Annotated in this window: 21 protein-coding genes; 6 read left to right on the top strand and 15 right to left on the bottom strand. The window is 62.9% G+C overall.

The window, feature by feature from the left end:
- Nucleotides 1-151 precede the first annotated feature (151 nt).
- The 6 genes from ROE7235_RS08905 to ROE7235_RS08880 all read right to left on the bottom strand — a co-directional run bounded on the left by ROE7235_RS08905 (nt 152) and on the right by ROE7235_RS08880 (nt 8,578).
- Entirely contained in the window at nt 152-2,245 is a 2,094-nt protein-coding gene (locus tag ROE7235_RS08905; RefSeq protein ID WP_121094768.1) for a dipeptide ABC transporter ATP-binding protein, read from the bottom strand.
- A gap of 82 nt (nt 2,246-2,327) precedes the next feature.
- Nucleotides 2,328-3,488, bottom strand: coding sequence for an ABC transporter permease (locus ROE7235_RS08900; RefSeq protein ID WP_121094766.1), 1,161 nt, complete (start codon nt 3,486-3,488; stop codon nt 2,328-2,330).
- Between the two features lie 15 nt (nt 3,489-3,503).
- A complete protein-coding gene (locus tag ROE7235_RS08895) occupies nt 3,504-4,595 on the bottom strand; it encodes an ABC transporter permease (protein WP_121094764.1) in 1,092 nt (363 codons plus the stop codon).
- 94 nt (nt 4,596-4,689) lie between these two features.
- Nucleotides 4,690-6,321, bottom strand: a complete 1,632-nt coding sequence (locus ROE7235_RS08890; RefSeq protein ID WP_121094808.1) for an ABC transporter substrate-binding protein — start codon at nt 6,319-6,321, stop codon at nt 4,690-4,692.
- Between the two features lie 372 nt (nt 6,322-6,693).
- Nucleotides 6,694-7,923: a M20 family metallo-hydrolase gene (locus ROE7235_RS08885; RefSeq protein ID WP_121094762.1), complete on the bottom strand. Its 1,230-nt coding sequence runs from the start codon at nt 7,921-7,923 to the stop codon at nt 6,694-6,696.
- Complete coding sequence (locus tag ROE7235_RS08880; RefSeq protein ID WP_121094760.1) at nt 7,916-8,578, bottom strand: DUF1028 domain-containing protein; 663 nt, start codon at nt 8,576-8,578, stop codon at nt 7,916-7,918. The genes ROE7235_RS08885 and ROE7235_RS08880 overlap by 8 nt, the downstream gene beginning before the upstream one ends.
- Nucleotides 8,579-8,684: 106 nt before the next feature.
- On the opposite strand from ROE7235_RS08880, the gene ROE7235_RS08875 reads away from it, so the two are divergent.
- From ROE7235_RS08875 to ROE7235_RS08855, 5 genes are all read left to right on the top strand, one after another.
- Nucleotides 8,685-10,262 (top strand): ABC transporter substrate-binding protein, encoded by a 1,578-nt coding sequence (locus ROE7235_RS08875; protein WP_121094758.1) that lies wholly within the window; start codon nt 8,685-8,687, stop codon nt 10,260-10,262.
- A gap of 95 nt (nt 10,263-10,357) precedes the next feature.
- A complete protein-coding gene (locus tag ROE7235_RS08870) occupies nt 10,358-11,305 on the top strand; it encodes an ABC transporter permease (protein ID WP_121094756.1) in 948 nt (315 codons plus the stop codon).
- Nucleotides 11,302-13,167 carry a dipeptide/oligopeptide/nickel ABC transporter permease/ATP-binding protein gene (locus ROE7235_RS08865; protein WP_121094754.1) on the top strand — a complete coding sequence of 622 codons (1,866 nt, stop codon included), beginning with the start codon at nt 11,302-11,304 and terminating at the stop codon, nt 13,165-13,167. The genes ROE7235_RS08870 and ROE7235_RS08865 overlap by 4 nt, the downstream gene beginning before the upstream one ends.
- Nucleotides 13,164-14,117, top strand: coding sequence for an ABC transporter ATP-binding protein (locus ROE7235_RS08860; protein WP_121094752.1), 954 nt, complete (start codon nt 13,164-13,166; stop codon nt 14,115-14,117). The genes ROE7235_RS08865 and ROE7235_RS08860 overlap by 4 nt, the downstream gene beginning before the upstream one ends.
- Nucleotides 14,086-14,859 (top strand): FadR/GntR family transcriptional regulator, encoded by a 774-nt coding sequence (locus ROE7235_RS08855; protein ID WP_281272830.1) that lies wholly within the window; start codon nt 14,086-14,088, stop codon nt 14,857-14,859. Before ROE7235_RS08860 ends, ROE7235_RS08855 begins: the two co-directional genes overlap by 32 nt.
- Here ROE7235_RS08855 and hypF read toward each other — a convergent pair.
- The 4 genes from hypF to ROE7235_RS08835 all read right to left on the bottom strand — a co-directional run bounded on the left by hypF (nt 14,852) and on the right by ROE7235_RS08835 (nt 20,856).
- Complete coding sequence (hypF, locus tag ROE7235_RS08850; protein ID WP_121094804.1) at nt 14,852-17,089, bottom strand: carbamoyltransferase HypF; 2,238 nt, start codon at nt 17,087-17,089, stop codon at nt 14,852-14,854. The genes ROE7235_RS08855 and hypF overlap by 8 nt on opposite strands.
- A 94-nt stretch (nt 17,090-17,183) precedes the next feature.
- Nucleotides 17,184-18,617 carry a nickel-dependent hydrogenase large subunit gene (locus ROE7235_RS08845; protein WP_121094750.1) on the bottom strand — a complete coding sequence of 478 codons (1,434 nt, stop codon included), beginning with the start codon at nt 18,615-18,617 and terminating at the stop codon, nt 17,184-17,186.
- A complete protein-coding gene (locus tag ROE7235_RS08840) occupies nt 18,614-19,606 on the bottom strand; it encodes an NADH-quinone oxidoreductase subunit B family protein (RefSeq protein WP_121094748.1) in 993 nt (330 codons plus the stop codon). The genes ROE7235_RS08845 and ROE7235_RS08840 overlap by 4 nt, the downstream gene beginning before the upstream one ends.
- Entirely contained in the window at nt 19,603-20,856 is a 1,254-nt protein-coding gene (locus ROE7235_RS08835) for a sensor histidine kinase (protein WP_370743586.1), read from the bottom strand. The genes ROE7235_RS08840 and ROE7235_RS08835 overlap by 4 nt, the downstream gene beginning before the upstream one ends.
- A 201-nt stretch (nt 20,857-21,057) precedes the next feature.
- Between ROE7235_RS08835 and nikR the strand changes: the two genes are divergently transcribed.
- The gene (gene nikR / locus ROE7235_RS08830) at nt 21,058-21,531 is read left to right on the top strand and encodes a nickel-responsive transcriptional regulator NikR (RefSeq protein WP_121094744.1); all 474 of its coding nucleotides are present in this window, start codon (nt 21,058-21,060) and stop codon (nt 21,529-21,531) included.
- Here the strand turns inward: nikR and ROE7235_RS08825 are convergent.
- The 5 genes from ROE7235_RS08825 to ROE7235_RS08805 are packed head-to-tail and all read right to left on the bottom strand — an operon-like array spanning nt 21,528 to nt 24,684.
- A complete protein-coding gene (locus ROE7235_RS08825) occupies nt 21,528-22,247 on the bottom strand; it encodes an energy-coupling factor ABC transporter ATP-binding protein (protein ID WP_121094742.1) in 720 nt (239 codons plus the stop codon). The genes nikR and ROE7235_RS08825 overlap by 4 nt on opposite strands.
- Nucleotides 22,244-22,936 (bottom strand): energy-coupling factor transporter transmembrane component T family protein, encoded by a 693-nt coding sequence (locus ROE7235_RS08820; protein WP_121094740.1) that lies wholly within the window; start codon nt 22,934-22,936, stop codon nt 22,244-22,246. The genes ROE7235_RS08825 and ROE7235_RS08820 overlap by 4 nt, the downstream gene beginning before the upstream one ends.
- A complete protein-coding gene (gene cbiM, locus ROE7235_RS08815) occupies nt 22,929-23,552 on the bottom strand; it encodes a cobalt transporter CbiM (protein WP_121094738.1) in 624 nt (207 codons plus the stop codon). Before cbiM ends, ROE7235_RS08820 begins: the two co-directional genes overlap by 8 nt.
- A gap of 3 nt (nt 23,553-23,555) precedes the next feature.
- The gene (locus ROE7235_RS08810) at nt 23,556-23,984 is read right to left on the bottom strand and encodes a carboxypeptidase-like regulatory domain-containing protein (RefSeq protein ID WP_121094802.1); all 429 of its coding nucleotides are present in this window, start codon (nt 23,982-23,984) and stop codon (nt 23,556-23,558) included.
- The gene (locus ROE7235_RS08805; protein ID WP_121094736.1) at nt 23,968-24,684 is read right to left on the bottom strand and encodes a hypothetical protein; all 717 of its coding nucleotides are present in this window, start codon (nt 24,682-24,684) and stop codon (nt 23,968-23,970) included. Before ROE7235_RS08805 ends, ROE7235_RS08810 begins: the two co-directional genes overlap by 17 nt.
- Between the last annotated feature and the right edge of the window lie 14 nt (nt 24,685-24,698).

Genomic DNA, 24,698 nt, shown 5'->3' with positions numbered 1-24,698 from the left:
TGTGGCGTGGCGTTCATCAGGCCCAGCGCAGGGGGTGGTGGTGGACGGTTTTGTCACCTCTGGCGATCCACCGCCTCTAGAGATCGAGAGATCCCTCACCGGCCCGCGCCGGGGGTGCCGGGGCTTTGACCTTGAGCCGCGTGGTGTAGATTTATTCCGCCGCATCCGCGGCAAGGGTGAAAACCGGCTCCATCTTTGCCAGCATATCGGCTGCAAGATGGCACTTGATCTGATGCGCCGCGCCAAGCTCGCGCATGGGTGGCACCTCTGTTTCGCACAGATTGCCCGGCACCTCTGTTTTCCAGGGGCAACGGGTTTGAAACGGACATCCAGACGGCGGGTTCATTGCAGAGGGAATATCGCCTTCCAGCACGATCCGCTTCTTGATGACCGATGTATCGGCCACCGGAACCGCAGACAGCAGCGCCTCTGTATACGGGTGGTAGGGGGGCGCGAAGACCTGATCTGTGGTGCCCAGTTCGACCACATGGCCCAGATACATCACCATCACGCGGTCCGACAGATACCGCACGATGGACAGATCATGGCTGATGAACAAGAGCGTCGTGCCGTTTTCGCGTTGGATGTCCATCAGCAGTTCCGTGACCGCCGCCTGCACCGACACATCCAGCGCCGAGACGGGTTCATCGGCCACAACCACCTTGGCATCGCCCGCAAAGGCGCGCGCAATGCCCACACGCTGCTTTTGCCCGCCCGATAGCTGGCGCGGCATGCGGGTCGCAAATTCGCGGGGCAGCTTCACAAGGTCCAGCAATTCCAGCATCCGGTTTTCGCGGTCTGCGGTTGTCTTGCCAACACCGAAAACTTCCAACGCGCGGATGATCTGCGCGCCCACGGTCATGGACGGGTTGAGCGTGTCGAACGGGTTTTGGAACACCATCTGCAAATGCGACACCGTTTCGGTGTTGCGGTGTTGAATGGGAGTGGATTGCACGTTCTCGTCAAACAGCATGATATTGCCAGAGGTGGCGGTCTCGAGCCCCATCAGCACCTTGGCGAAGGTTGACTTTCCGCAGCCGGATTCGCCGACGATGGCCAGTGTCTCGCCCTCTCGGGCATCGAAACTGAGGGTTTCATTGGCTTTCACGACTTTGGGGTCGCCGCCTGAAAACAGGCTGGAGGCCGCAACTTCGTAGTATTTTCGAACATCGTCCATTTGCAGCACGACGTCGCCAATCTCTGAGGCGGCGACCTGTTTGTCGGGGCTCCAGACGGCGGTCCAGTCGATGTCGCGGATGCGATTGCAGCGGCTTTGGTGACGGTCGTCGCCATCTATCAAATCCATCTTGATGTCGCCGACGTCGCATAGCCCTTGCTTGAAATAGTCGCAGCGCGGGCCGAAATTGCAGCCGGGCGGGCGTTCATGCGGAAGCGGAAAATTACCGGGGATCGCGCGCAGGGGCCGCGAGCCCTTGTTGGCGCTGGGCAGCGGAATGGCGCGAAACAATGCCTGCGTATAAGGATCCCGCATGCGGTTGAACACGTCGCGAATATTGCCGGTCTCGACCGCCTCGCCGGAATACATGACACAAAGCCGGTTGCAGGTTTCCATCACCAGCCCCAGATTGTGGCTGATGAACAGCATGGATGTTCCGTATTTGCGGCCCAGATCCTTGACCAGATCGACGATGCCCGCCTCTACGGTCACGTCCAGCGCCGTGGTGGGTTCATCGAGGATAAGAAGCGCGGGATTCGCCATAAGCGCCATGGCGATCACGATGCGCTGCTGCTGACCGCCAGACAACTGGTGCGGATAGGCGTTGAGGATGCGGTCCGGGTCCGGCAGGCGCACATCGGCCACCAATTGCCGCGCCCGCGCTCGTGCCGCGTCTGCGGCCATGTTTTGATGGATCATCGGCACTTCCATCAATTGCCGCCCGACCTTCATCGCAGGGTTCAGGCTGGCCATGGGTTCTTGATAGATCATCGCGATTTCAGAGCCGCGCAGCTTGCCCAGTTCCTGCGCGCTCATGGTGTTCAGATCACGGCCCTTGAAACGGATCGACCCGCCCACAATGCGCCCGTTCACACCCAGATCCTGCATGACGCCCAAGGCGACCGTGGATTTGCCACAGCCGGATTCGCCGACAAGCCCCATCGCCTCGCCCGGCATGATAGAGCAGGAGAAGTCCATCACCGCCGGGATTTCGCCCGCGCGTGTGAAGAACGAGATGGAAAGGGTCTCGATTTCGAGGATGGGTTTGGACATGTCCCAATCGGTCATCCGTCGCGCTCCTTTTGGAGGGGCAGTCGCGGGGGTTTCACACCCCCGCGCCCCCGTGGAGTATTTGTGGAAAGATGAAACATCAGTCTTTGAGGCTTTCTTCGCGCAGCCCGTCGGCCAGCAGGTTCAGCCCCAGAACCAGTGACATAAGCGCGAATGCGGGGGCAAGCGCTGCGTGCGGATAGACCGTCAGCAAGCGGCGGCCCTGATTGATGGTCGACCCCCAATCGGGGCTTTCGGGGGCAACGCCAAGGCCGAAGAACCCCAGTGTGCCCAAAAGGATGGTCGTATAGCCGATGCGCAGGCAGAAATCGACGATAAGCGGCCCGCGCGCATTGGGCAGGATTTCCCACAGCATGATATACCACGGCCCCTCTCCGCGCGTCTGGGCGGCAGAGACATAGTCGCGGGTTTTGATGTCGAGCGTGATGCCACGCACGATACGGAACACCGTGGGCGCATTGACGAAGACCACGGCCACGAACACGTTCAGCAGGTTCGGCGACATGCCCCAGATGCCCAGAGGGTCTGCGTTGAAGGCGAGCCCCGAATAGGCCCAAAGCCCAATCACCAGCACCGCGCCGACATAGAGGTTGCGTTTGGGGGGCTGGGTGAAGAACCGCGCGTTCAGCAAAACCGTGAAGAACAGGACCGGCATAAGGAACAGGATACCGGCCATCGCGCGGGGGATGGGTGTGTCCTGAATTTCGGGTGCGACCAGCAGGAAGAACAGCAGGATCACCGGAAAGGCCAGCACCAGATTGGCGATGAAGGTCAGCCCCGTATCCAGCTTGCCGCCGATATAGCCCGCTGGCAGGCCAAGGCTGATGCCGATCATGAAAGAGATCATCGCGGCGAAGGGCGCGATGCGCAACACCTCACGCGCGCCGACCACCATGCGTGAAAACACGTCCCGCGCCAGCGCGTCGCCGCCCAGCAGGAAATAGTCATAGCCTCCCGCCGGGTCGCGCAGTGGCAGGCCGGGCGCTGCATTGCGCATGCCCGAAAACTGCGCCAGCGGGTCATGGGTCAGGATCATATTGGCGAATAGCGCCGCAAAGACCCAGAACATGACCAGTGCAAAACCGATCATGCCGACGGTGGAATCGAACAATTTGCCGTACAGTCCCAGACGGCGCTTGAACGTGATCGAAACGGCGAACAATGCCACCAGCGCCACCCAGACGGGCAGCAGTTGCACAAACAGGCGGCCAAGAATATCGAGCCAGCTTAACGGGTCCATCTTCCCACGCCTCCCTTACGTTACGCGGATGCGTGGGTTGAGATACACATAGCCAATATCCGAGATAAGCTGCGTGATGAGCACCACCAGAACAGCGACCACCGAGGCGGCGAGCAGCAATTCGATATCGTTGTTGGCCGCAGCTTCGAACAGGGTCCAGCCGAACCCGGGATAGCTGAACAACACCTCGACAATGACCACTCCGTTCAAGAGCCACGGGATTTGCAGCATGATCACCGTGAAGGGCGCGATCAGCGCGTTGCGCAACGCGTGGCGCAACACGATATTGGGAAAGCTGACGCCCTTGAGGCGCGCCGTGCGGACATATTGCTGCGTCATGACTTCGGTCATCGACGCGCGGGTGATCCGTGCGACATAGCCCATACCGTAAAGTGCGACGGTCATCACCGGCAGCGCGAAATTCCAGAAGGTAATGTTGTCGAGCGCCGAGCGCGCGTTGCCCTGAAACAGCACCGGCCCCTCTATCCAGCCCCAACTTACCAGCAGCGGCGACAGCCCCACCGTGGAGGACGCCAGAAGCGCGATGAACACCACGCCGGACACATATTCGGGTGTTGCGGTTGAAGCGATGGCGAAGGTCGAAAGCGTGCGGTCGGTGCGCGAGCCTTCGCGCATCCCGGCCAGAACGCCCACCACCAATGCCATCGGCACCATCACGATCAGCACCCATAACATAAGCATGCCGGTCGCCCCCAGCCTTGCGCCGATCACCTCTGATACAGGCGCCCGAAAGCGGGTGGAATTGCCCCAGTAGCCTTGGATCAGGCCGCATCTTGCCGGTGCAGCGCCGGGCTCTGTCGTCCCGCTCAGGATGTAACAGCGCCCGGATTGCGCGCCGTCATCGGCGGCATGAGTCCAGCCGCGTGCCACGCCCAGCCATTCGCCGTAGCGCACCAGCATCGGCTGGTTGTAGCCATTGCGGTCCAGCCAACTGGCCACCTCTGCATCGGATATGCGCGAGCCGGCTTGGGTTTTGGCCAGTGTTTCCAGCTTGGCGGGAATATTGGTGAGGTAAAAAACGACAAAGGTCAGGCAAAAGGCTGTGACCAGCATCACACCGATACGGCGGGCAAGGAAGAACAGCATCCTGCCTCCTGTCTGCTAGGGCACCATCTGGCGCGATGGCATCAAGCGATCCGGGCCGGGCGCGGCGCGGCGTTGCGTGCCGCGCCCGAACAGATCAGGACAGCGCGTAATGCTGGTAGCGTATTTCGAACGACGGGTGCATTTCCGCGTTCAAAATGTTCGGACGCAAGTTGCGATAGATGGACCGCCAGAAAGGTATGATCGCAACCCCTTCTTCCTGCATGATCTCTTGCAGGCGCTTCATCACGTCGCGGCGTTCGTCGGCATTCGTGATACCGCTGGCTTGGTCCAGCAATGTGTCAAATTCGGAATCTGAAAACGCACTTTCATTCCAAGCCACGCCACTGCGATAGGCCAGGTCCAACACCTGCACGCCGAGTGGCCGGTGCGCCCATTCGGTAGATGAGAACGGATAATTCAGCCAGTCGTTCCAGAAGGTTGCTCCCGGCAGGATTGTCCGTTTGATATTGATGCCCGCCCCGCGGATCTGGGCGGCGACACTGTCACAGGAGGCAGCTTGCCATGTATCATCGATCGAGATCAACTCGAACTCATGATCGGCAAGGCCGGCCTCAGCGATCATCTCTGCAGCGCGCGCGGGGTCGACGGTCGGCGCAGGCAGTTCCGCGTATTCGGGATGGATCGGGCAGACATGATGGTTTTCCGCGACGACGCCCAACTCATTGTAGCCCAATTCAAGCACTAGCGCGTTGTTGACGGCCATCTGCAAGGCGCGGCGCACATTCACATTGTCATAGGGCGCGCTTTCTTGGTTGAAGCGCACAGCCAGTGTATTCGCGGTGATCGCTTGCGAGGACGGCATGCCGATAGCTTCGAAAATATCGATGAAATCGCCGGTCGTCTGATAAGTCAGGTCGATTTCGCCGCCTTCTGCCGCAGCGATCCAGGCCGCCGGGTCGGTGCCCAGGTCTATAAATTCGACACGGTCCAGATAGGCACCATTTCCCTCGTTCCACCAGGTGTGATCGGGGTTGCGCTCTATCACGGCACCAATGCCTGTGTCGTAGCTGACCGGGCGGTAGGGGCCTGTCCCGATCGGTTCGGCAATCGGATCATCGCCGGTGAATGACGGGTGCACCACGGCGGCCGGATAATCGGTCATGTTGACGATAATCGCGATATCCGGTCTGGACAGGTTCAGTTGGACAGTAAGATCGTCGACCACCTCCACGGCGCCGTCGCGCAGCTTGCCATCTTCGGACAGCGCGCTCATCCGTCCGGCCATCGAGTTACCCTCGACCGAGGCATCGCACCAGCGTTCGATGTTATGCGCCACATCCGAGGCCGTGAACGGGTCGCCGTTGTTCCATGTGACGCCGGGGCGGATTTTCAGGGTATAGGCAGTCGCATCGGCATTGGCCTCCCAGCTTTCCAGCAACACGGGCTGCACGGTGCCGTCGCGTTCATAGCTGACCAGATATTCCAGCCAGCCGCGGCAGACATTGGACAGTTCCGACCAGTCCCATGTTCGTGGGTCGCGTTGCGCCTTGATCGCCATCTGGATGCGCATGCTGCCGCCCATCTGGGCAGTCTGAGCCGTTGCCTGTGGTGCAGCAAGCCCCAGCAGGCCATAGGCGGCGGGTGCCGCAACACCCAAGGCTGTGGCGCGGGTCAAAAACTCGCGGCGACTTAGTTTGCCATCTTTGCACTCGCGCGCGTATCCGCGTACCCCTTGGTGCAGGCCGTTGCTGCTGTCTTTTGTCATCGTCGTCTCCCTAGTGTATTTCGCCGTTTTTTGGTCGACCGGTTGCGCTTGTTTTGCAGGTGCGCGGTCAGTTTGCGCCATCAGTGTATCAAAAGCGACATCGTCGCTGGTTTCAAGCATGTATCGCCCAGCAGCTTGGCCGATTTCGTATGTGTTTGGGTAAGAACCTGTTTCAACAAAAATAATGTCAAGGGTTGCGCCTGCATTTGCAGGTGCACCGCTCGGTCACCACATCGGTGGTCACGTGTTTTTCCGGCGCGTCCTGCCAGTGTTCACAAGGGTCATGCGTATGACTTTGCGAATTGGATAAAGCAATCTCAGCGGATCAACAGGCGCGTTCCGGCCTTTAGAGTGCGCAGCCACCCGAACCGCCTACTTGGCGGGAAGCGTTTGCATCATGCGGCACAGAACCTCGATCGCTGCTGACATCGCTACTGCATCGACATGCTCTTCGGGGTTATGGCTGATACCGGACTTGCAGCGGGTAAACAGCATCCCGACAGGGCAGAGATCCGCCATGGCAGATGTGTCATGCGTGGCCCCGGACGGAAGGGTCGGCGCGTCAAAACCCAGCCCAGCCGCCGCTTGGGACAGGTGGTTGATGATCGCTCCGTCGCAAAGGGTTGCCGGTTGCGCATATGTGCGCGTAGTGTCGAGTTTCAGACCTCTGCGGGTAGCTATGTTCTGGGCAGCATCCGCCAGGTCAGCGCCGGCCTGCGCGCGCTGCTTGTTTATGGCCGAGCGCAATTCCAGCGTCATCTCGACGTGGCCGGGCACCGAATTGACCGCGCCGGGCCGGACCTGCAACGTGCCGATATTCGCCAAAAGCGCGTCAGTGTCTTGGGCCAGGCGCTCAACCCTGCCGATCAGTTCAGACGCGCCAGCCAATGCGTCGCGGCGCAGCGCCATCGGCACAGTTCCGGCATGGGCTGCTGTGCCGGTAAACGCGATCCTGTGGCGCTCGATCCCGCAAATGGCCGAGACAACACCGACAGGTTGGCCAGCATGTTCCAGCACTGGCCCTTGCTCCAGATGGGGTTCGATCCAGCCCAATATGCCTGCCGGATCGCGCTTCAGGGCGGGTAGTGTATCCGGGCGAAGGCCGAAGCCTTCCATTGCGCGCCGCAGCGAGATGCCATCGCGGTCGCACAGGTCCAGCGCAGCCATGTCGAACGTGCCTGCCAGAACACGCGGTCCCATCAGGGCTGTCGGGAAGCGCACGCCTTCTTCATCGGCGAAGGCCAAAATCTCTATGCTGTAGGGCAGCGTGATCCCGTCCTGTTGCAATTTCATCAAGGCCAGAACCGGCAGCACAACCCCCATTATCCCATCATAGGCACCGCCCTCGCGCACCGAGTCCTGATGCGAGCCCATCAGCAAAACCGGCGCCGCGCGTGGTCCATCCCGCCGTCCGATCAACGTGCCTGCCGCATCCATCGACACGGCCAGCCCGGCCGCGTGCATCAGCTCTGTCAGGATATCGGTGGCCGCCTTGTGTTCGGGGGTAAAGGGCAGGCGGGTCACGCCGGGGCCGGGTTCAGAGCATTGCGCAAGCCTGTCCAGCCAGTGTTGCGCTTGTGTTCCCCAATCGGTTTCATCCATGCCCGCGCTCCGGGTCGTTTCGGGTGGGCACCGTCGGCAGCCATTCAGCATAGTCGCCTGTCTGGCTGCGGTCATACAAATCCTGAAGCGCCCGGATCGGCGCTTCGGCCCAGTCGATGCGCAGGGTCAGTGGGGGGGTGTCGTTCGACACGACCAGCAGTGCCGCCGATTGCAGGCCACGGGTGTCGCCGCCTGCGGCATCGGCGGCTGCCAGCGCCGCCAACAGCCGTTCTGGCAATGCGCCCTGGCTGGCAAGGAATGTGTCGCGCAACGCCACCAACACATGGGGGCCGTCAAGCAGATTTCCCGACACGACCAATCCCGGAGCGACCAAGGCCCCTTTCCAGTCTGTATTCTGCGCGCCGGTGTGACAGGCGGTGCCCCCTTTGCGGTCTAGCACCGCCAATTGCCGCCAATCGTGCCCGCGATCCCGCGCCACCAGCGCGGAAAGCGTGTCATTGGCGGTATGGCCGTCGCGCATGCGGTCAAGCGCATCCTCGCCCCACAGGATTGACGGTGACGCGCCCTGCGAGGCCGACATGCCACCGCGCGAATCGCCGCGCAACACCCATCCCCCGACACAGAGCGACCCCGTCGCCGCCGCGCCGCCAAATGCCCCGGTGCTCAAATCTTGCGCAAGAATCGAAAAAGTCATGTGGTTGTTTCCCGTGTTGCCACCAATTTATCATGAAAATTTTGACCGATGCAAATTATCATGATAATTAGGCTGAAAATAAACTTCACAACAGGGAGTGCCGGATATGGCCTTTTCTTCACTGACCCGTCGCGGCTTCGGGGTTTTGACAGCCGCATTGTTGGCCAGTTCGGCGCTTGTTGCGCCTGCCAGTGCCCAGACCCCGCCCGGTGTGCTGGTTGTCGGTCAGATCGCCGAACCGCAGGCGCTGGACCCGCATGCTGTGACCGCCGTCAATGATTTCCGCATTCTGATGAATATCTATGACGGTCTTGTGCGCTATGCCTCCGGCACGCTGGAAGTGGAGCCCGCCTTGGCCGAATCCTGGGAGATTTCCGAGGATGGAACAGTCTACACGTTCAACCTGCGCGACGGTGTCAGCTTTCATGATGGCAGCACATTCGATGCCGAGGACGTGGTGTGGAATTTCGAACGCATGCTGAATGAGGACCATCCCTATTACGACACTGGCCCGTTCCCGCTGTCGTTCTTTTTCAGCGCAATCCAGTCGGTCGACGCGTTGGATGCCTCGACCGTGCAATTCACCCTGAACGAGCCTTATGCACCGTTCCTGTCGAATCTTGCCTATCCGACCGGGCTGATCGTGTCGCCCGATGCGGTGATGGAACATGGCAGCGATTTCGGCCGCAACCCGTCGGGCACCGGCCCGTTCCAGTTTGCCGAATGGCGCTCTAACGAGCGGGTGGTCGTGACCCGCAACGAAGATTACTGGGACGGTGTCGCCAGCACCGAAGCTGTCATTTTCCGCCCGATCACCGACGCCAACACCCGCGTGGCCGAAATGCTGGCCGGTGGCATTGACTTGATGGTCGAAGTGCCGCCCGTGGCAATTTCGCAGTTCCAGAGCGATGCGCATACCGTACATGAACAGGCAGGCCCGCATGTCTGGTTTCTGATCCTGAACGCCAAGGAAGGGCCGTTCGCAGACAAACGCGTGCGGCAGGCCGCGAACTATGCGATCAACAAGGAAGCGCTGGTGGATGACGTGCTGGAAGGCACGGCCACCATTGCCGCGGGCCCGACCCCGCCCGCCTTTGCATGGGCCTATAACGAGGCGCTGGAACCCTACCCCTACAACCCCGACCGCGCGCGTGAATTGTTGGCAGAGGCCGGCGCAGAAAGAGCCAGTCTGACCTTCTACGTCACCGAAGGTGGCTCTGGCATGCTGGACCCGATCCCGATGGGCACCGCCATTCAGGCCGATCTGGCTGCCGTGGGGCTGGATGTCGAGATCGAGACCTATGAGTGGAACACATTTCTGGGCGAGGTAAACCCCGGTCTGGAAGGCAAGGCCGACATGGCGCAAATGGCGTGGATGACCAACGACCCCGACACGCTGCCCTTCCTTGCGCTGCGCACCGATGCCTGGCCCGACGCGGGCGGGTTCAATTCGGGCTATTATTCCAACCCCGAAGTGGATGCCTTGCTGGAAGCCGCCCGTGTGGAAACCGATCAGGCCGAACGTGCGCGGTTGTACCGCGAAATGCAGGCCATTGTGCAAGAAGACGCGCCATGGGTGTTCGTCGCGAACTGGAAGCAGAACGCGGTCACATCGGACGCGGTCGACAATTTCCAGTTGGAACCGTCTTTCTTTCTGCTGCTGAAAGACGTGGTCAAAAATTGAGCCGGGGCAGGGGGCGCTCGCGCCCCCTCTTGGCCTTTGGCCAATTCACCCCCTGAGGATATTTAGGCAAGGATGAAACAGCAGGGGATGCGCGGATGGGCGGCTATATCCTGAAACGGCTTTTATCGGCCATTCCGGTCTTGCTGGGAATTACGGTGATCGTGTTCCTGATTATGGCCATGATCCCTGGTGATCCGGCCACGGCGATCCTGGGCAGCTATGCGACGCCTGAAAATGTCGAGCGCCTAAACCGCCATCTGGGCTTGGACGAGCCCTTGTGGCGGCAGTATTTCATTTGGCTTGGCAATCTTGTGCAGGGCGATTTCGGGCGTTCTTTCGCGCTGAACCGGCCTGTGCTGGATGAAATCCTTGACCGGTTCTCGGCGACGCTTGTGCTTGCGGGCACCGCATTTGTGCTGTGTTCGCTGCTGGGTATTCTGGCCGGTGTGGTGTCTGCCGCACGGCAATACGGGCTTGCGGATAAGGCCATCACCTTCGTGGTGATCCTGGGTATTTCGGTGCCCTCGTTTTTCCTTGGCATGATGATGATCCTGCTATTCGCCGTGAAACTGCAATGGTTTCCCGTATCGGGCATGTATTCCATCTGGGGCGGCGGCGATCTGCCCGACCTGATCCGCCATCTGACCATGCCCGCGCTGGCGCTGTCGGTCGTGGCCACGGGCGTGATCGCGCGGCTGTCGCGCGGCGCGATGCTGGAAGTGCTGCGGCAGGATTTCGTCCGCACCGCGCGCGCCAAGGGCGTGCATGAGCGCCGCGTGATCTGGGGCCATGCACTGCGCGCCGCGATGGTCAGCATCATCCCGGTGCTGGGTATCCAAGCCGGGTTCGTGCTGTCGGGCGCGGTCTATATCGAAATGGTGTTTCAATGGCCCGGCGTGGGCCGGATGCTGGTCGACGGCATCCTGAAGCGCGACATCCTGCTGGTGCAGGGGGGCGTTGTTTTTGTCGCGGCCTGCTACGTCGGGTTCAATATCGTGGTCGACGTGGCGCAAAGCCTGCTGGACCCGAGGATCCGCACATGACCCTGTTCCTGCGCCTTTTGTTTCGTAACAAGTTGGCAGGCTTTGGCGCTGTGGTGCTGGGCGTGATCGTGGTGCTGGCGGTGCTGACCCCGATCCTGCCCTTGCAGCCGCCGAATGAAACCAACACAGCCGACCGGTTTCTGCGGCCTCTGCAAGGCGGGCATTTGCTGGGCACCGACCATCTGGGTCGTGATCTGCTGTCGCGGCTGATGTGGGGCACACGGCTGTCGCTGGCGGTCGGCTTTGCCGCCGCATTGGTGGCCGGACTTGTGGGGGCCGCGATCGGCGTGGTTGCGGGGTATTTCGGCGGGCGCACAGACAACGTGACCATGCGCGGCGTCGATATGCTGATGGCCTTTCCCTACATCTTGCTGGCCTTGGCCATTGTGGCCGTGCTGGGGCCGGGCCTGTTGAACGCGCTGATCGCGGTCGCGGTGGTGAACATTCCCTTCTTCGCGCGCAATATTCGGGGCGTGACAGTGGGCATAGCCCATCGCGAATTCATAGACGCCGCGAAACTGGCGGGCATGGGGCACACGCGCATTCTGCTCAGCGAGGTGGTGCCAAATATCGTGCCGGTCGTGGTAATCGCCATGTCGACCACCATTGGCTGGATGATACTGGAAACCGCCGGGCTGTCCTTTCTGGGCCTTGGCAGCCAGCCACCGCAGGCCGATCTAGGGTCCATGCTGGGCGAGGCCCGCTCGGCGCTGATCACGGCGCCGCACACCTCGGTGGTGCCGGGCGTGATGATCCTGCTGATCGTGATGTCGGTCAACCTGCTGGGGGACGGGATACGCGATGCGCTGGACCCGCGCTTGCGCTCGGGTGCGCTGGCGCGGCCCATGGCAACCACCCGGGTGGAGCGTGCAGGCGCACCGATGCCCAAGCCTGAGGACGGGCTGTTGCAGATTGATGATCTGGAAACACAGTTCCATGTCGGCACGCGCGTGTACAAGGCTGTCAACAAGGTGTCTCTGGCGTTGAATCCCGGCGAATGTCTGGGGCTGGTTGGCGAAAGCGGGTCGGGCAAATCGGTCACGGCGCTGTCGGTCATGGGGCTTGTGGCCTCGCCCCCCGGCGTGATTACTGGCGGCGCCGTGCATCTGCAAGGGCAAGACCTGATCGGCGCGCCGTATGAACTGCTGCGCACGCTCAGGGGCCGTAAGGTGGCGTATATCTTTCAAGACCCGCTTTCGACCCTGCACCCGCTGTACCGCATCGGCGACCAATTGATAGAGGCGATCCGCGTCCATGACCCGGTTAGCCATGCCCAAGCGCATCGGCGCGCGGTCAAGCTGCTGGAAGACGTGCGCATCCCCAATGCGGGTGCGCGCGCAAGGGCCTATCCGCATGAACTGTCGGGCGGTATGCGCCAACGTGTGGGCATTGCGATGGCGCTGGCCAATGATCCCGACATCATCATCGCGGACGAACCGACCACCGCACTGGATGTGACGGTGCAGGCGCAGATACTTGCGCTTTTGTCGGACCTGCGGCGCGACCGTGGTCTGGCGATCCTGTTCATCACCCATGACTTTGGTGTTGTCGGCCAGCTTTGTGACCGGGTGGCGGTCATGTATGGTGGCCGAATTGTCGAGGCGGGGCCAACCGGCGATGTTCTGACAGCGCCCGCACATCCCTACACCAAGCGGCTGATCGCCTGCGTGCCGGAACTGGGTGGCGGCCAGCGCGCGCTTGCGGCGATTCCGGGCTTGCCCCCCGCGGTCGACAATTTGCCCGAGGGCTGCGCCTTTGCGCCGCGCTGCGACAAGGCCCAGCCAAGCTGCAAGACCGGAGAGATTGATCTGACAGGCGACACGCGCAAGGTGCGCTGCCTGTTTCCAGAGGTGGCGCTATGACCTTGGCCCTGAAAACGACAGACCTTGCCAAGACGTTCGATATGGGCAAACGGCTGTTTGGCCCGCCGCGTGCTCAGGTTCACGCAGTGCACCCCGTATCCTTGCAGGTGCGGCAGACAGAGACCTTGGGCATTGTCGGCGAATCCGGTTGCGGCAAATCCACCTTGGCGCGTATGCTGGTCGGCCTGACCCCGCCCACATCCGGCACGATAGAAATAGAGGGGCGGGCGCTGGACCGCGCCGACCCGGCGGCCTTTGGGCGGCTCATTCAGTATGTGTTCCAAGACCCTGTTTCCAGCCTGAACCCGCGCAAGACGATCCGGCAGATCATGGAAGCGCCGCTGCGCCTGCTGCACGGGCTGACGGGACAGGCGTTGGACGACCGGGTCATGGAGCTGTTCGATGCCGTCAATCTGCGCCCCGAATTCCTGACCCGCTACCCGCATGAGTTTTCCGGCGGGCAGGCGCAGCGTATCGGGATCGCGCGTGCGCTTGCCGCCAGCCCGCGTATCCTGATCCTTGATGAGCCCGTCTCGGCGCTGGATGTGTCGGTGCAGGCACAGGTGCTGAACCTGCTGGCCGATCTGAAACAGCGGCTGGACCTGACCTATCTGTTCATCAGCCATGATCTGGCCGTGGTAGAGGCCGTAAGCGACCGCATCGCGGTGCTGTATTTCGGGTCGGTGGTGGAAACCGGACCCGCCGAAAAGGTCTTTGCAGCGCCGCGCCATCCCTATACCAAGCTACTTGCGGATTCCGCACCCGTGGTGGCGCGCGCGCTTGGCGGGGCGCAATCGGGCGAATTGCCCGACCCGCTGAACCCGCCTGCGGGATGCGCCTTTGCCGGGCGCTGCCCGCGCGCAACCGATCTGTGCCGCCGCATCGTGCCCGACCTGCGCGCCATTGAAGGAGACCAGTTTGCCGCCTGCCATCATCCGCGCGATCCCTGAACGCCTGTCCCGCCCGCAGCAGGTGGCAGAGGCGATCAAGTCATGGGTCATGGCGAATGGCTGGGTGCCGGGCGACAGGTTGCCGTCAGAGCAAGACCTGATCGACCGTTTCGGCATGGCCAAGGGCACCATCCGCGAGGCCATCCGCATTCTTGAAGCGCAAGGATTGGTGAAATCGCGCACCGGACCGGGGGGTGGGGTGTTCGTGCATCAGGTGTCCGAGGAACGGGCCACAGCGCTTCTGGGGAATTATTTCTACTTCCAGCATCTGACGATAGACGATGTCTACCAGATCCGCACCGTGCTGGAGCCGGAGCTCGCCGCCTCGCTTGCCGGCAAGCTGTCCGAGGCGCAACTTCATGCGCTGGAAGAGGTGATGACCTGCTATGCGGCCCCCGCGCGGTCCGCGCAGGAAGAACGCGAGCAGCATATCTCTTCGCTAAGGTTTCATGCGCTTCTGGCCGAGATGTCGGAAAATCCGCTGCTAAGGTTCCTGATCCGCTTCACCGCCAATATGCTGGCGGATATCACCGTGTCGCGCAAACTCTATGCGCAGCCCAATCAAGAACTCTGGTCGTCGGGGTTGGATTACCAGTCACGCCTGGTATCCGCCCTGCGCGCGGGCGATGCCGCTGCGGCGCGTCAGATTCTGGCAGAGCACATGAAAAATGCCCAGCGGCTAATGCGCATGCAAGAGACGGTTCTGACCCAGCGTTTCCTGCCGGAAGGCACGATTATTTAGGCAGCCCTTGCGCAAGGGCGACCAGCGCCTGCCCGAAAGCAAGGCTTCCGTCATTGGCTGGCAGGGTTTGATAATGCAACACCCGATAGCCGTCAAGCCGGGCCATACAAGCCGACAACAAGACTTCGTTCTGAAAGCATCCTCCAGTCAGGGCAACCGCAGCCGCCTGTCCTGTGTCGACCAAGGCGCGCGCCTGACTGCAGAACATCTCTGCAATGGTCGCATGGAAGCGCGCTGCGATGCGCGTAGTCGGCTGTCCCGTCTCTAGATCGGCTGCAATGGCGCGAAACAGGGCATCGGTCGGGATCGCGCCGGATGCGGCAGGCAAGACATAGGGCGAGGCCACGCCATATGCCTGCGCCTGCGCTTCCAGCGCCATTGCGGCCTCTGCTTCATGCGTCTGGCGCATTGGGCAAAGGCCCAGAAGGGCCGCCACGGCATCAAACAGCCGACCTGCGGAACTGGACAGCGGGGCATTGACCTGCGCTGCTACGGCTTGACGCAGCGCCGCGCGGGGGGCGTCTGGGAACACCCTGTCGGCAAGTCCCCCCAAGCCCGCCATGTCCAGACGCACCAGCGCGTTGCGCCATGGCTGTGCTTGTGCCAGATCGCCACCAGCCAAAGGGGCGGGCGCGAGCCATGCAATCCGGTCGAACCCATGATAATCGCCCAGCAACACTTCGCCGCCCCAGATCGTGCCGTCTGGTCCCAGGCCCAACCCGTCCAGCACGATCCCTGCGACCGCGCCGCCATCCTTCGGCCAGCCATGCTCGCCGATGCAGGCGGCCAGATGTGCATGATGGTGCTGAACTTCGACCACTGGCAGGCCCAGAGCTTGGCCGGCTTGCGTGGCACGAAACCCTTGGTGCAGATCCACCGCAACACCGGCGGGGGAGTGGTCGAATAGCGCAGCATAATCGGCCATGGCGCGCCTGTATTCGTCCCATGTCAGCGCATCGTCCAGATCGCCCAGATGATGCGATAAAAGTGCCTCGCCGCCGCGTGTCAGGCACAAGGCCCCCTTCATCTGGCCGCCCATGGCCAGCATTTCAGGTGCATCCTCGAACCCCGGTGGCAAGCGCGTGGTGCCGGGTGCGCGCCCGCGCGCATGGCGCAGCACCATGGGACCATATGGCGTGATGCGCTCGACCGAATCGTCCAGCCGCCGCGCGATGGGCCGGTCATGCAGCAAAAACGCATCGGCAAACCCGGCCAGCTTTTCGCGGGCCTCTGCGAGCGTTGTGACCTGTGGCTCGCCCGACAGGTTGCCGGATGTCATGACCAGCGGTCCGCCGAACCGCGCCAGCAGCAGGTGGTGCAATGGCGTGTAGGGCAACATCCAGCCCAAGTTTGTCTGCCCCGGCGCGACCGACGGGGCGACAGAAACGCCCTTTTGCGCCAAAAGCAGGATGGGTGCGGCAGGGTCCGACAGGCGCGCGGCCTCTTTGGGCGAAACGGCGCAGGCGGTGCAGATCATGTCCATATCGCCCATCAGCGCGAAGGGCTTCATGGGGCGCCGCTTGCGGTTGCGCAACAGTGTCACTGCCGCGTCATTCTGCGCATCACAGGCCAGATGCACGCCACCCAAGCCCATGACGGCCACGATTTGCCCGCCGCGCAAAGCCTCTGCCGCCAGTGCGATCCCGTCACCCGGCTGCTCTATGCCCGCCCGTTCCAGCCAAAGGCGGGGTCCGCAGGCGGGGCATGCGATTGGCTGGGCATGAAAGCGACGGTCGGCAGGGTCGGCATATTCCGTTGCGCAATCGGTGCACATCGCAAACCCGGCCATGCTTGTTTGCGCCCGGTCATAGGGCAGAGCGCGCAAGATCGAAAAGCGCGGTCCGCAATGGGTGCAATTTGTGAACGCATACCCTGCCCGCCGCCCGTCCCCCATAATTTCCGCCAGACAGGCCGCACAGGTCGCCGCATCGGGTGTCACGCGTGTGCGTGCCGCCCCGGCTGCGCTTGCGACAATCTCGAAACCTTCGGGCAGGTCTTCGAATTCAGCCGCTGCGACCTCGACACTATCGACCCGCGCCAAGGGCGGTGCCTCGTCGCGCAGCGCGGCGGCGAAGCTGTCCAGCCCGGCGCCAGCGGCCTCTATCAAGACCCCTTCCGCATCGTTCAAAACCCGCCCGCGGATGCCAATGCGCCGTGCCAGCGTCCAGACAAACGGGCGGAACCCCACGCCCTGAACCTGTCCCCGCACCCTGATCCGGCATCCCTGCATGCTCATGCTTCATCTTGCTCCAAATACTCCGGGGGAGTCGCCGAAGGCGAGGGGGGCAGCGCCCCCAAGCGCCGAAGCCGCCTGAACGTCCATTTCAATGCACCGTGCAGACCATGCAGGGGTCAAAGCTGCGCACAATATGCTGCACGGCGATGGGGGTGTCCTCTCCGGCAGCGACCGGCGCGCCGACCAGCGCGGCTTCCAGCGGGCCGGGGGTGCCCGCTGCATCCCGCGGGCTGAAATTCCAAGTGGTGGGCGCAATGATCTGGTAGGATGCAATGCGCCCGTTCTCAATCCGCAGCCAATGGCCCAGCGCACCGCGCGCGGCTTCGACCAGTCCCACGCCTTGACCGTCACGCGGCAGATCCGCGCGCTGCATGAAGCTGGCATCAGGGTCGATTCCGTGGGCCATGTCTTCCATCAACAATTGGGTGCGCGCAATCTCCAGCAGTCGGGCTGCCACCCGTGCAAGCACGCCGCCGCCCTGTGCCGCCATATCACGTGCCAGGGGGTGGCCGTCGATCAGCTGCCTTGCAAATGCGCCGCATTCCATGGGTTGTCCGCCCATCCGTGGCGCCTTGCACCAGCTATAGGCCGTGTCGCGCATGTCCAGATCGGGTTCGGTCTGGCCTTGGCTGGGGTGTGAGGGCGCGCCGAGCATCCAGGCATGGCTGACATCCTCGACAATCGCGTCCGTGTCGGGCGCGCGTAGCGCTTCGTTCTGCCAAAGGCCGGGCGCGAAACCGTGACCTTCGGGGCCGGGATACGCGCCAAAGCTCAGGTAGCGCCCTGCGCCCTTGCCCATTTGGGCCAAGTCCAGATCACCCGCCAGCCGCAGGAACAACCCGGCATCGCCACGCCCCCAATCAAGCGCCTTATCCTGTGCCGTAAGGGCGATGAACTCTTCGACCGGCGCGCCGAACAGCTCGTTTTCCAAGAACCGTCGGAACCCGCGCAGGTCTGAGCGGATGCGCACGCGTTCGGCGGCGCTGGGGCGACGGGTCACGCCACCGGGTTGGATGGCCAGCGTGTGCGGCCATTTCCCAGCCAGCAGGCCCAATATATGCATCAGCTTCGCGCGCGCCGTCACGGCATTGCGCGCGCCAGAGCCTTGCATCGCGGTAAAGCGCTCGACCACCTGCCTGTGCCACGGGCGCGCACTGTAAACTGGGCGTGCGAAATCGGGCATGAAGAACAGGTAGAAATGCGTCAGGTGATCGCAGACATTTTCGACCGCGTGGATAAGTCCGGCCACGCGGGCGCCTTGTGGCGTCGGGGCCAGCCCCATTGCCGCAGCCAAGGCCCGCGCCGCAGCGGCGGATTGGCTGATAGAGCAGATGCCGCAGATGCGTGGGGTGATCGTCAGCGCGTCGCGTGGGTCACGGCCTTCCAGCATGCGCTCGAACCCGCGATACAGCGGCGCGTTCACGCGCGCGCTTGTGACCGCGCCATCGGCGATGTCCAGATGCACTTCCAGATCGCCCTCGACCCGGTTGAACGGCCCGACCACCAGTCGTGCATTGCTCATGATCGGGGCTTTCGCACACCGGGCGGCACGTCCAGCCGGTCCGAGGTTGCGTTATGGGCCAACCTGTGCGGTGTTGCGGCCTTGGACAGTGACGCCAGCGCCATGAACCACGCTTTGGGCATATCGGTGGGCAGGCCCACGGGGATGCCCGCAATTTTTGGCGTTTGGGTAAAGGAATGGCGCGGGTTCTCGAACTCTGGCGCGGTGCAGTTGATGCACGGGTATCCGCCAGAGGTGCAGGACCCCGACCCGTTCCAAGGCCGGATATTGCAATCGCCCACGGCCTGCGTGCCCACGCAGCCCAGATGTTCCATCATGCAGCCCAATTCAGACAGCGCCGTCGCGCTGGCCTTGTATTCGTAGAACTCGTTCTTGGAGCAGCCATGATGCACCAGATGGTCGGCATAGAAGCGCGGTCTTGCGAAACTGTCCAACCCGTCCGCGCCCAGAGTGCCTTCGGCCAACAGCATCAGCGTTTCCAGCACCCAGCCCGGATGGGTTGGGCAGCCTGCCACGTTGATGACCGGCAAACCCGTCTGGTCGCGAAACCCGACGGGCAAGATGCCGCCATCATGCGCGCCCTCATATTGCAGGCCTGCCGCGTCGGAGGGATTATCACCTGCCGTGGTCACACCACCGAACGCTGCGCAAGACCCGACCGCCACAACATGGCGCGCGCGGGGGGCAAGGGCTGTCACCCAATCCATCATCGACCGGCCTGTGCCCGATAGCATCTGGAAGCGACCGGTGCCGCGCGGCCCGCGCGCGATCGCGCCCTCCACACAGAACAGGTCGAGCGCGATCTTGCCCTGTTCAATCTGTTCCAAAAGCCCACGCACCTCGGCACCGCTGCTGGCACTGAATGCGGGGTGCCACAGGGTTTCTATGCCCGCATCCTGCAAGCTGTCGAACACGTCCGGGTCTTCGGCGCAAAGCAGCGACATGGTGCAGCCACCGCAGCCAGACGCTTGCAGCCAAAGCAGGTTCATGATGTGCTCTCCGCTTGTGGCAAGGGAAGTTCCAGCCGGAAACACGCACCATCGGGCTGGTTCGGACACAGCCGCAATTGCCCGCCATGTTCCTCTGCTATCTTGTGGCTGATCGACAGGCCCAGTCCCGTGCCTTGCCCCACCGGCTTGGTGGTGAAGAACGGGTCGAAAATCGCGGCCTGGACGTCGGGCGCAATGCCCGGACCGTTGTCGGACACTTCCAGAACGGCAAAGCCGCTTTCGGTGAAATGGCGCAGGCACAGCCGCGCATCGGGTTGCCCGTCCAGCACGTCGAGCGCGTTTTGCACAAGGTTCATCACCACTTGCTGGATATGACCGGCGCGGCCTGTGACCATTAGCGTTTCGCACCCGTCATGCTGCAAGACGACCCCGCCTGCGCGGCCCCGCTTCACCCAGTCTGCGGCGACACGGGAAACCTCGACCAGATCGAAGCTGACCATTTCGCCATCGCCGCCTGCCGACAGACGGCGTAGGTCGGCCACGATGTCGCGCACGCGTTCTGCCCCGTCGCGCGCCCCGTGGATTGCTTCGCGCAGGTTGCGCAATTCGCGGTCCAGCCGCAGGTCTTCGCGCAGCGCGATCAGCTCTGCGCGGCTGGCCCCGTCGGCGACGCGGTCAAAATAGGTCTCGAACTTGGTCGCGTAGCGTTCCAGCGCATGCGCATTGGCGTAAACAAAGCTGATCGGATTGTTCAGCTCATGTGCGACACCGGCCAGCAAGCGGCCCAACGAGGCCAGCTTTTCATTGCGCACCAACTGTCCCTGCATCGCCTTCAGCTCGTGATGGCTATGCTCCAGCGCCTGATAGGCATGGCGCAATTCGCCCACCGACCGCCCCGCCAGCACATAGCCCGCCACGCGCCCGCGCTCGTCACTGCGCGGCGAGATGATGATCTCATAGGGCATCGGGTCGGGTTTGGCTGCCAGCTCCAGTTCCAGCGTGACCGGGGCACGGTTGGTGCGGCACGAGTCCAGCGCGGCGTTCAGCGCCGCCTGATCGCGAAACAGCCCGGCGACCTGCCCACCCCGCAGGTTGGCCGCGTTTTGCTGCAACCGCGCAGCCAACGAGTCTGACAGTTGCTCGACCGTGCCGGTGCGCGATACGACCAGCAAAATATCGGACACCGAAGACAGCACCGATTCCAGAAAACCGCGCATCGATTCCAGTTCGGAATTCTGTGCTTCCAGCTTTTCCTGATAGTGGACCAGTTCCGCATAGGTGCGGTCCATAGCCTGAATGACATCGCCCCATGCCTGATCGGCGATGCGGTCATCCAGATGGGTCAGCAGCGGTGCGCTGGAAGCGATGGGTGTTGACGACGGTTCCATCACGTTACCCTAACGCAGCTTGCGCGGCGTTTGAAGCCATCTTGCGCCGCGCCCTGCGCGCATGGCAGTCTGGGACAACCGCAAGCCGAAGGATAGCACATCATGCAGCGCGTGACCGTCACACTGCCCGAAGGGCTTTGCTCAGAGCTGGATGCCTTCACGGCGGCGCGGCGCTATGACAACCGCTCGGAAGCCGTGCGCGACTTGTTGCGCGGCGCGCTCCGCGATAGCGCGGGGGCAGCGCAGCCAGATGGTCAGGCGATGGGCGTGCTGTCCTATGTCTATGACCACCACACCCGCGATCTGGCCAGTCGTTTGATGCACCATCATCACGACCACCATGCGCTGACGGTCACAACCAGCCATGTGCATCTGGACCATGACACCTGTCTGGAAACGGCCATCCTGCGCGGTCCGGCCGCGGCGCTGCGCGCCTATGCCGACGGGGTTCTGGGCCAGCGGGGGGTGAAACATGGCAACCTGTTCCTGATCCCGATAGAGCGGCATGAACACACCCATGAACATGGCCATGAAAGCACACCGCACACGCATTTGCATGTGAAGGACAGTTTCTAGCCTCTTGCCAGAGACGCAGGCACCTCTTGCCCGTGTTGTGCCATCAATGCTGCATCGCTCAGAATGTCATGCGCCGCGCCATCGGCACAAAGGCGGCCTTGGTCGATCAACAGGATGCGTGGGCACAACTCCAGCAGGAATTCCAGATCGTGGCTGGCAATCATCATGGCCGTGGGCAACTTGCTCAGCAGGTCGATCATGTTGCGTCGCTGGCGCAGGTCCAGTGCGGCGCTGGGTTCGTCCAGCAGTAAAAGCGCGGGGCGCATGACCAGCGCACCCGCAATACAGGCGCGCCGTTTTTCGCCACCCGACAGCTTGTGGACAGGCTGATCTTCCAAGCCGGTCAGGCCGCATTCGGCCAGTGCTTGGGTGGTGCGCGCCGCAACCTCGGGCGCAGGCAGCCCCAGGTTCCGCGCGCCATAGGCCACGTCTTCGGCCAGCGTCGGGCAGAATAACTGGTCATCGGCATTCTGGAACACCATCGCCAGCTTCGGGTTGAACCGACCGGCGCGTACGGGCGTGCCGTCGAAGCTGATCTGCCCCGCGCGGGTTGGCAAAATTGCGGCGATGGTCTGAAACAGGCTGCTTTTTCCTGCGCCATTCGGTCCGACCAGTCCGACCCGCTCACTAGTGGCCATGTCAAAGCCCAGATGCTCCAGCACCGGCGGCCCGTCCTGCCAGCCGATGCCGACATCCGAAAGCGACAGCAAGCTCATGCGGCGCGGTCCAGCCAGATCAGTGCGGCGGCGCAAGCAACCGCCAGCGCCAACGCCGCCAGTTCGCCCATGCCGATGCCTGCGACGGGATGCGACGCCCCATGCCCGCGCAGCCGCATTGCCGCCCAAAGCCGTTCGGCCCGATCCTGTGCGCGGATAAGACTAGCGGCAAGTATGAGCGCCCGGTCAGGCAGGGCGCGCCACCCGGTTGGGCCCGCCCGCAAGCGGCGGGCCAGTTCAGCCCGCGCCAGCTCCGCGCGGACCTCATTCAGGTAGCGCAGGGTCAGCATGGTCATATCTGTTATCAGTGCAGGCAGGTGCAACCCGCGCAACCCTTGGGCAAGTTGCAATGGTGACAGACGGCCCAGAAGTGCCCAGACCAGTGCGACAATGGTCAGCATCCGCACCGCGATCATGGCTCCGGCCTGCAAACCCTCAGCATAGAGCGGGACCGGGCCAAGCCGAAGCACTGTGCTGTCGCCAAGGGACAGTCCCAAACCCAGCACGAACGCCAGCGCCAGCGCGACGGGCGCGCGAAAGCGCCGCCACGGCGCGCGGCCCAGCCACAGAGCAGCGCCCGCGAGCAATGCCAATACCGGCAGCATGGCAACGCTATTCACCGCCGATACGGCAAAGGCCAGCACAAGGCTGGCCAAGATACGCGCGCGGGGGCCTATACTGTCAGGCATGGGCCAGCAAGCGCGGCTCTACACGGCGGAGCACGCGCAGCAGCACCACCACGATCACAGCTTCAGCCAGCACAAGCGGCAGATGGGCCAGAACCAAAGCAGCAAGGGCCAGGCGCTCTGCCCCGGCATCCAGTTGCGGGGGCAGGCCAAGCAGCACAAGCGCCGCGAATAGCCCCAAGGCCAGTAGAACCGCACCGCCGCCCGCCAGCGCGGCCGCCAGATCGGGCCAGCGCTGGCCCATCCGTGCCCAAAGCCCATATGCTGCCAGCGCAGGCAGCCCGAAGATCAGCCCGTTCAGCCCCAGCGTGGTCAGCCCGCCATGGCCAAACATGACCGCTTGCAGGAACAGGCCAACCAGAATGGCTGGCATGGCATACCAGCCCAGACAGATGCCCATCAGCCCCGCGAGCATTAGATGCACCGACGCGGGCGGCACGGGAATGGCGATGAGTGAAGCTGCGAAGAACACCGTGACCAGCATGGCCGCGCGGGGCAGCCCTGCGCCGGGGTCGGGCAAGCGGTTGATGCGTGACAAAGCCAAGGCGGTCAGGCCTGCGCTGGCCCCGTAGCCTGCCAACGCCATGCCCACCGGAACGATTCCATCGGCCAGATGCATCGTTTAACCCCTCTTGTTGCGGCGAAAAAACAGCACTGTTCCCAGCGCGCCCCAAGCGACCAGCGCGACCATCAGCGCGCGTTGGCCCCAATCCTGCGGGCGCTCTACCGTGACACGCAGCGCGTTTGCACCTTGCTCGAAATAGGTGATCGCGCCGTGGCCCGCGGCACGCACCTGCACGGTCCAGCGCCCCGGCGCGGGGTCTGGCACGAACACGAACCGTCCGTCGGCATCGGTCTGGCCCAAGGCAATCGGCGTTTGCGGCGCATCGGGCGCAAAGGCTTGAACCTGTGCGCCCGCCATCGGTTCGCCCGTGTCGAAATGCGCCTCCAAGGCGATGGCCTGTACCGGGGTGGCGGTCAGCTCTGCCCCATGCGCCAAGGCGGACGCGGGCAGCGCCATTGCCAGAAGCAGGCTACAGGGTCGTATCATGGCAATGCCCTTCGCCGACATGGCCCAGATGGATGCCTTGCAGCGATATGTCATGCGTGCCGCCGCTGGCGAATTGATCGAACCCGAGCGCGGTCTGGTTCATTGCATCATCAGCGGGCAAATCGGCACGGCCGAAGATATGGTCCAGATGCAGCGTGATCTCGACCTGCCCCGGCGCGGCATCAGTCACGAAGCCCTTGCGCGTATCGCCGACGAATTCGCCGCAAGCATAGGCGATGCGGTCGGCACTGCGCAGGGTGAAAGCAACCTCTTGCCCGTCCTTGGTCGCCATGCCTTGCAACACAAGCGAATAGCCTGCATCGGGCCCGTCGGTTGCGGGCACCAGCCCCCATGACAATGCGTTGTAATGGCCTGCCTCTGCGGGCAGCGTGGCAAGATCAATGCGCCCGTCCTCGCCCGCCTCGGCCAGATTGACGGTAAAGGTGCCATCAAACGGCAGCGCCGCACCGTCGATACCGGGTCCATCGGCGGCAAAGGGTGGGTCGGTGCGCCACGCTGTGACATCCGCAAAGCTGGCCTGCACGCGGCCGAAGCTGATTGTCCAGCCATCGCGTGTCAGCTCTGGCGCGGTGAAGCCTTCGGTCGCAAGCGCTTCTCCCGTCACTTGCAGGCTCAGGGTCTTGGCTTGCACGGTGATCGGCAAGGCAGTGGCGGCAAGGGCAAGGATCAGGCAGCGCATGGCGATTTCTCCAT

This window comes from Roseinatronobacter ekhonensis, from assembly GCF_900499075.1.
In the GTDB taxonomy this organism is placed as follows: domain Bacteria; phylum Pseudomonadota; class Alphaproteobacteria; order Rhodobacterales; family Rhodobacteraceae; genus Roseinatronobacter; species Roseinatronobacter ekhonensis.
This window is presented reverse-complemented; position numbering and strand designations above follow the sequence as displayed.

Coding starts and splice junctions, on each gene's coding strand:
- ROE7235_RS08840 (WP_121094748.1), bottom strand. CDS start 19,606: ATGAACCTGCTTTGGCTGCAAGCGTCTGGCTGCGGTGGCTGCACCATG.
- ROE7235_RS08875 (WP_121094758.1), top strand. CDS start 8,685: ATGGCCTTTTCTTCACTGACCCGTCGCGGCTTCGGGGTTTTGACAGCC.
- ROE7235_RS08905 (WP_121094768.1), bottom strand. CDS start 2,245: ATGACCGATTGGGACATGTCCAAACCCATCCTCGAAATCGAGACCCTT.
- ROE7235_RS08810 (WP_121094802.1), bottom strand. CDS start 23,984: ATGATACGACCCTGTAGCCTGCTTCTGGCAATGGCGCTGCCCGCGTCC.
- nikR (WP_121094744.1), top strand. CDS start 21,058: ATGCAGCGCGTGACCGTCACACTGCCCGAAGGGCTTTGCTCAGAGCTG.
- hypF (WP_121094804.1), bottom strand. CDS start 17,089: ATGCAGGGATGCCGGATCAGGGTGCGGGGACAGGTTCAGGGCGTGGGG.
- ROE7235_RS08880 (WP_121094760.1), bottom strand. CDS start 8,578: ATGACTTTTTCGATTCTTGCGCAAGATTTGAGCACCGGGGCATTTGGC.
- ROE7235_RS08870 (WP_121094756.1), top strand. CDS start 10,358: ATGGGCGGCTATATCCTGAAACGGCTTTTATCGGCCATTCCGGTCTTG.
- ROE7235_RS08835 (WP_370743586.1), bottom strand. CDS start 20,856: ATGGACCGCACCTATGCGGAACTGGTCCACTATCAGGAAAAGCTGGAA.
- ROE7235_RS08885 (WP_121094762.1), bottom strand. CDS start 7,923: ATGGATGAAACCGATTGGGGAACACAAGCGCAACACTGGCTGGACAGG.
- ROE7235_RS08895 (WP_121094764.1), bottom strand. CDS start 4,595: ATGCTGTTCTTCCTTGCCCGCCGTATCGGTGTGATGCTGGTCACAGCC.
- ROE7235_RS08805 (WP_121094736.1), bottom strand. CDS start 24,684: ATGCGCTGCCTGATCCTTGCCCTTGCCGCCACTGCCTTGCCGATCACC.
- ROE7235_RS08825 (WP_121094742.1), bottom strand. CDS start 22,247: ATGAGCTTGCTGTCGCTTTCGGATGTCGGCATCGGCTGGCAGGACGGG.
- ROE7235_RS08900 (WP_121094766.1), bottom strand. CDS start 3,488: ATGGACCCGTTAAGCTGGCTCGATATTCTTGGCCGCCTGTTTGTGCAA.
- ROE7235_RS08865 (WP_121094754.1), top strand. CDS start 11,302: ATGACCCTGTTCCTGCGCCTTTTGTTTCGTAACAAGTTGGCAGGCTTT.
- ROE7235_RS08845 (WP_121094750.1), bottom strand. CDS start 18,617: ATGAGCAATGCACGACTGGTGGTCGGGCCGTTCAACCGGGTCGAGGGC.
- ROE7235_RS08860 (WP_121094752.1), top strand. CDS start 13,164: ATGACCTTGGCCCTGAAAACGACAGACCTTGCCAAGACGTTCGATATG.
- ROE7235_RS08890 (WP_121094808.1), bottom strand. CDS start 6,321: ATGACAAAAGACAGCAGCAACGGCCTGCACCAAGGGGTACGCGGATAC.
- ROE7235_RS08820 (WP_121094740.1), bottom strand. CDS start 22,936: ATGCCTGACAGTATAGGCCCCCGCGCGCGTATCTTGGCCAGCCTTGTG.
- cbiM (WP_121094738.1), bottom strand. CDS start 23,552: ATGCATCTGGCCGATGGAATCGTTCCGGTGGGCATGGCGTTGGCAGGC.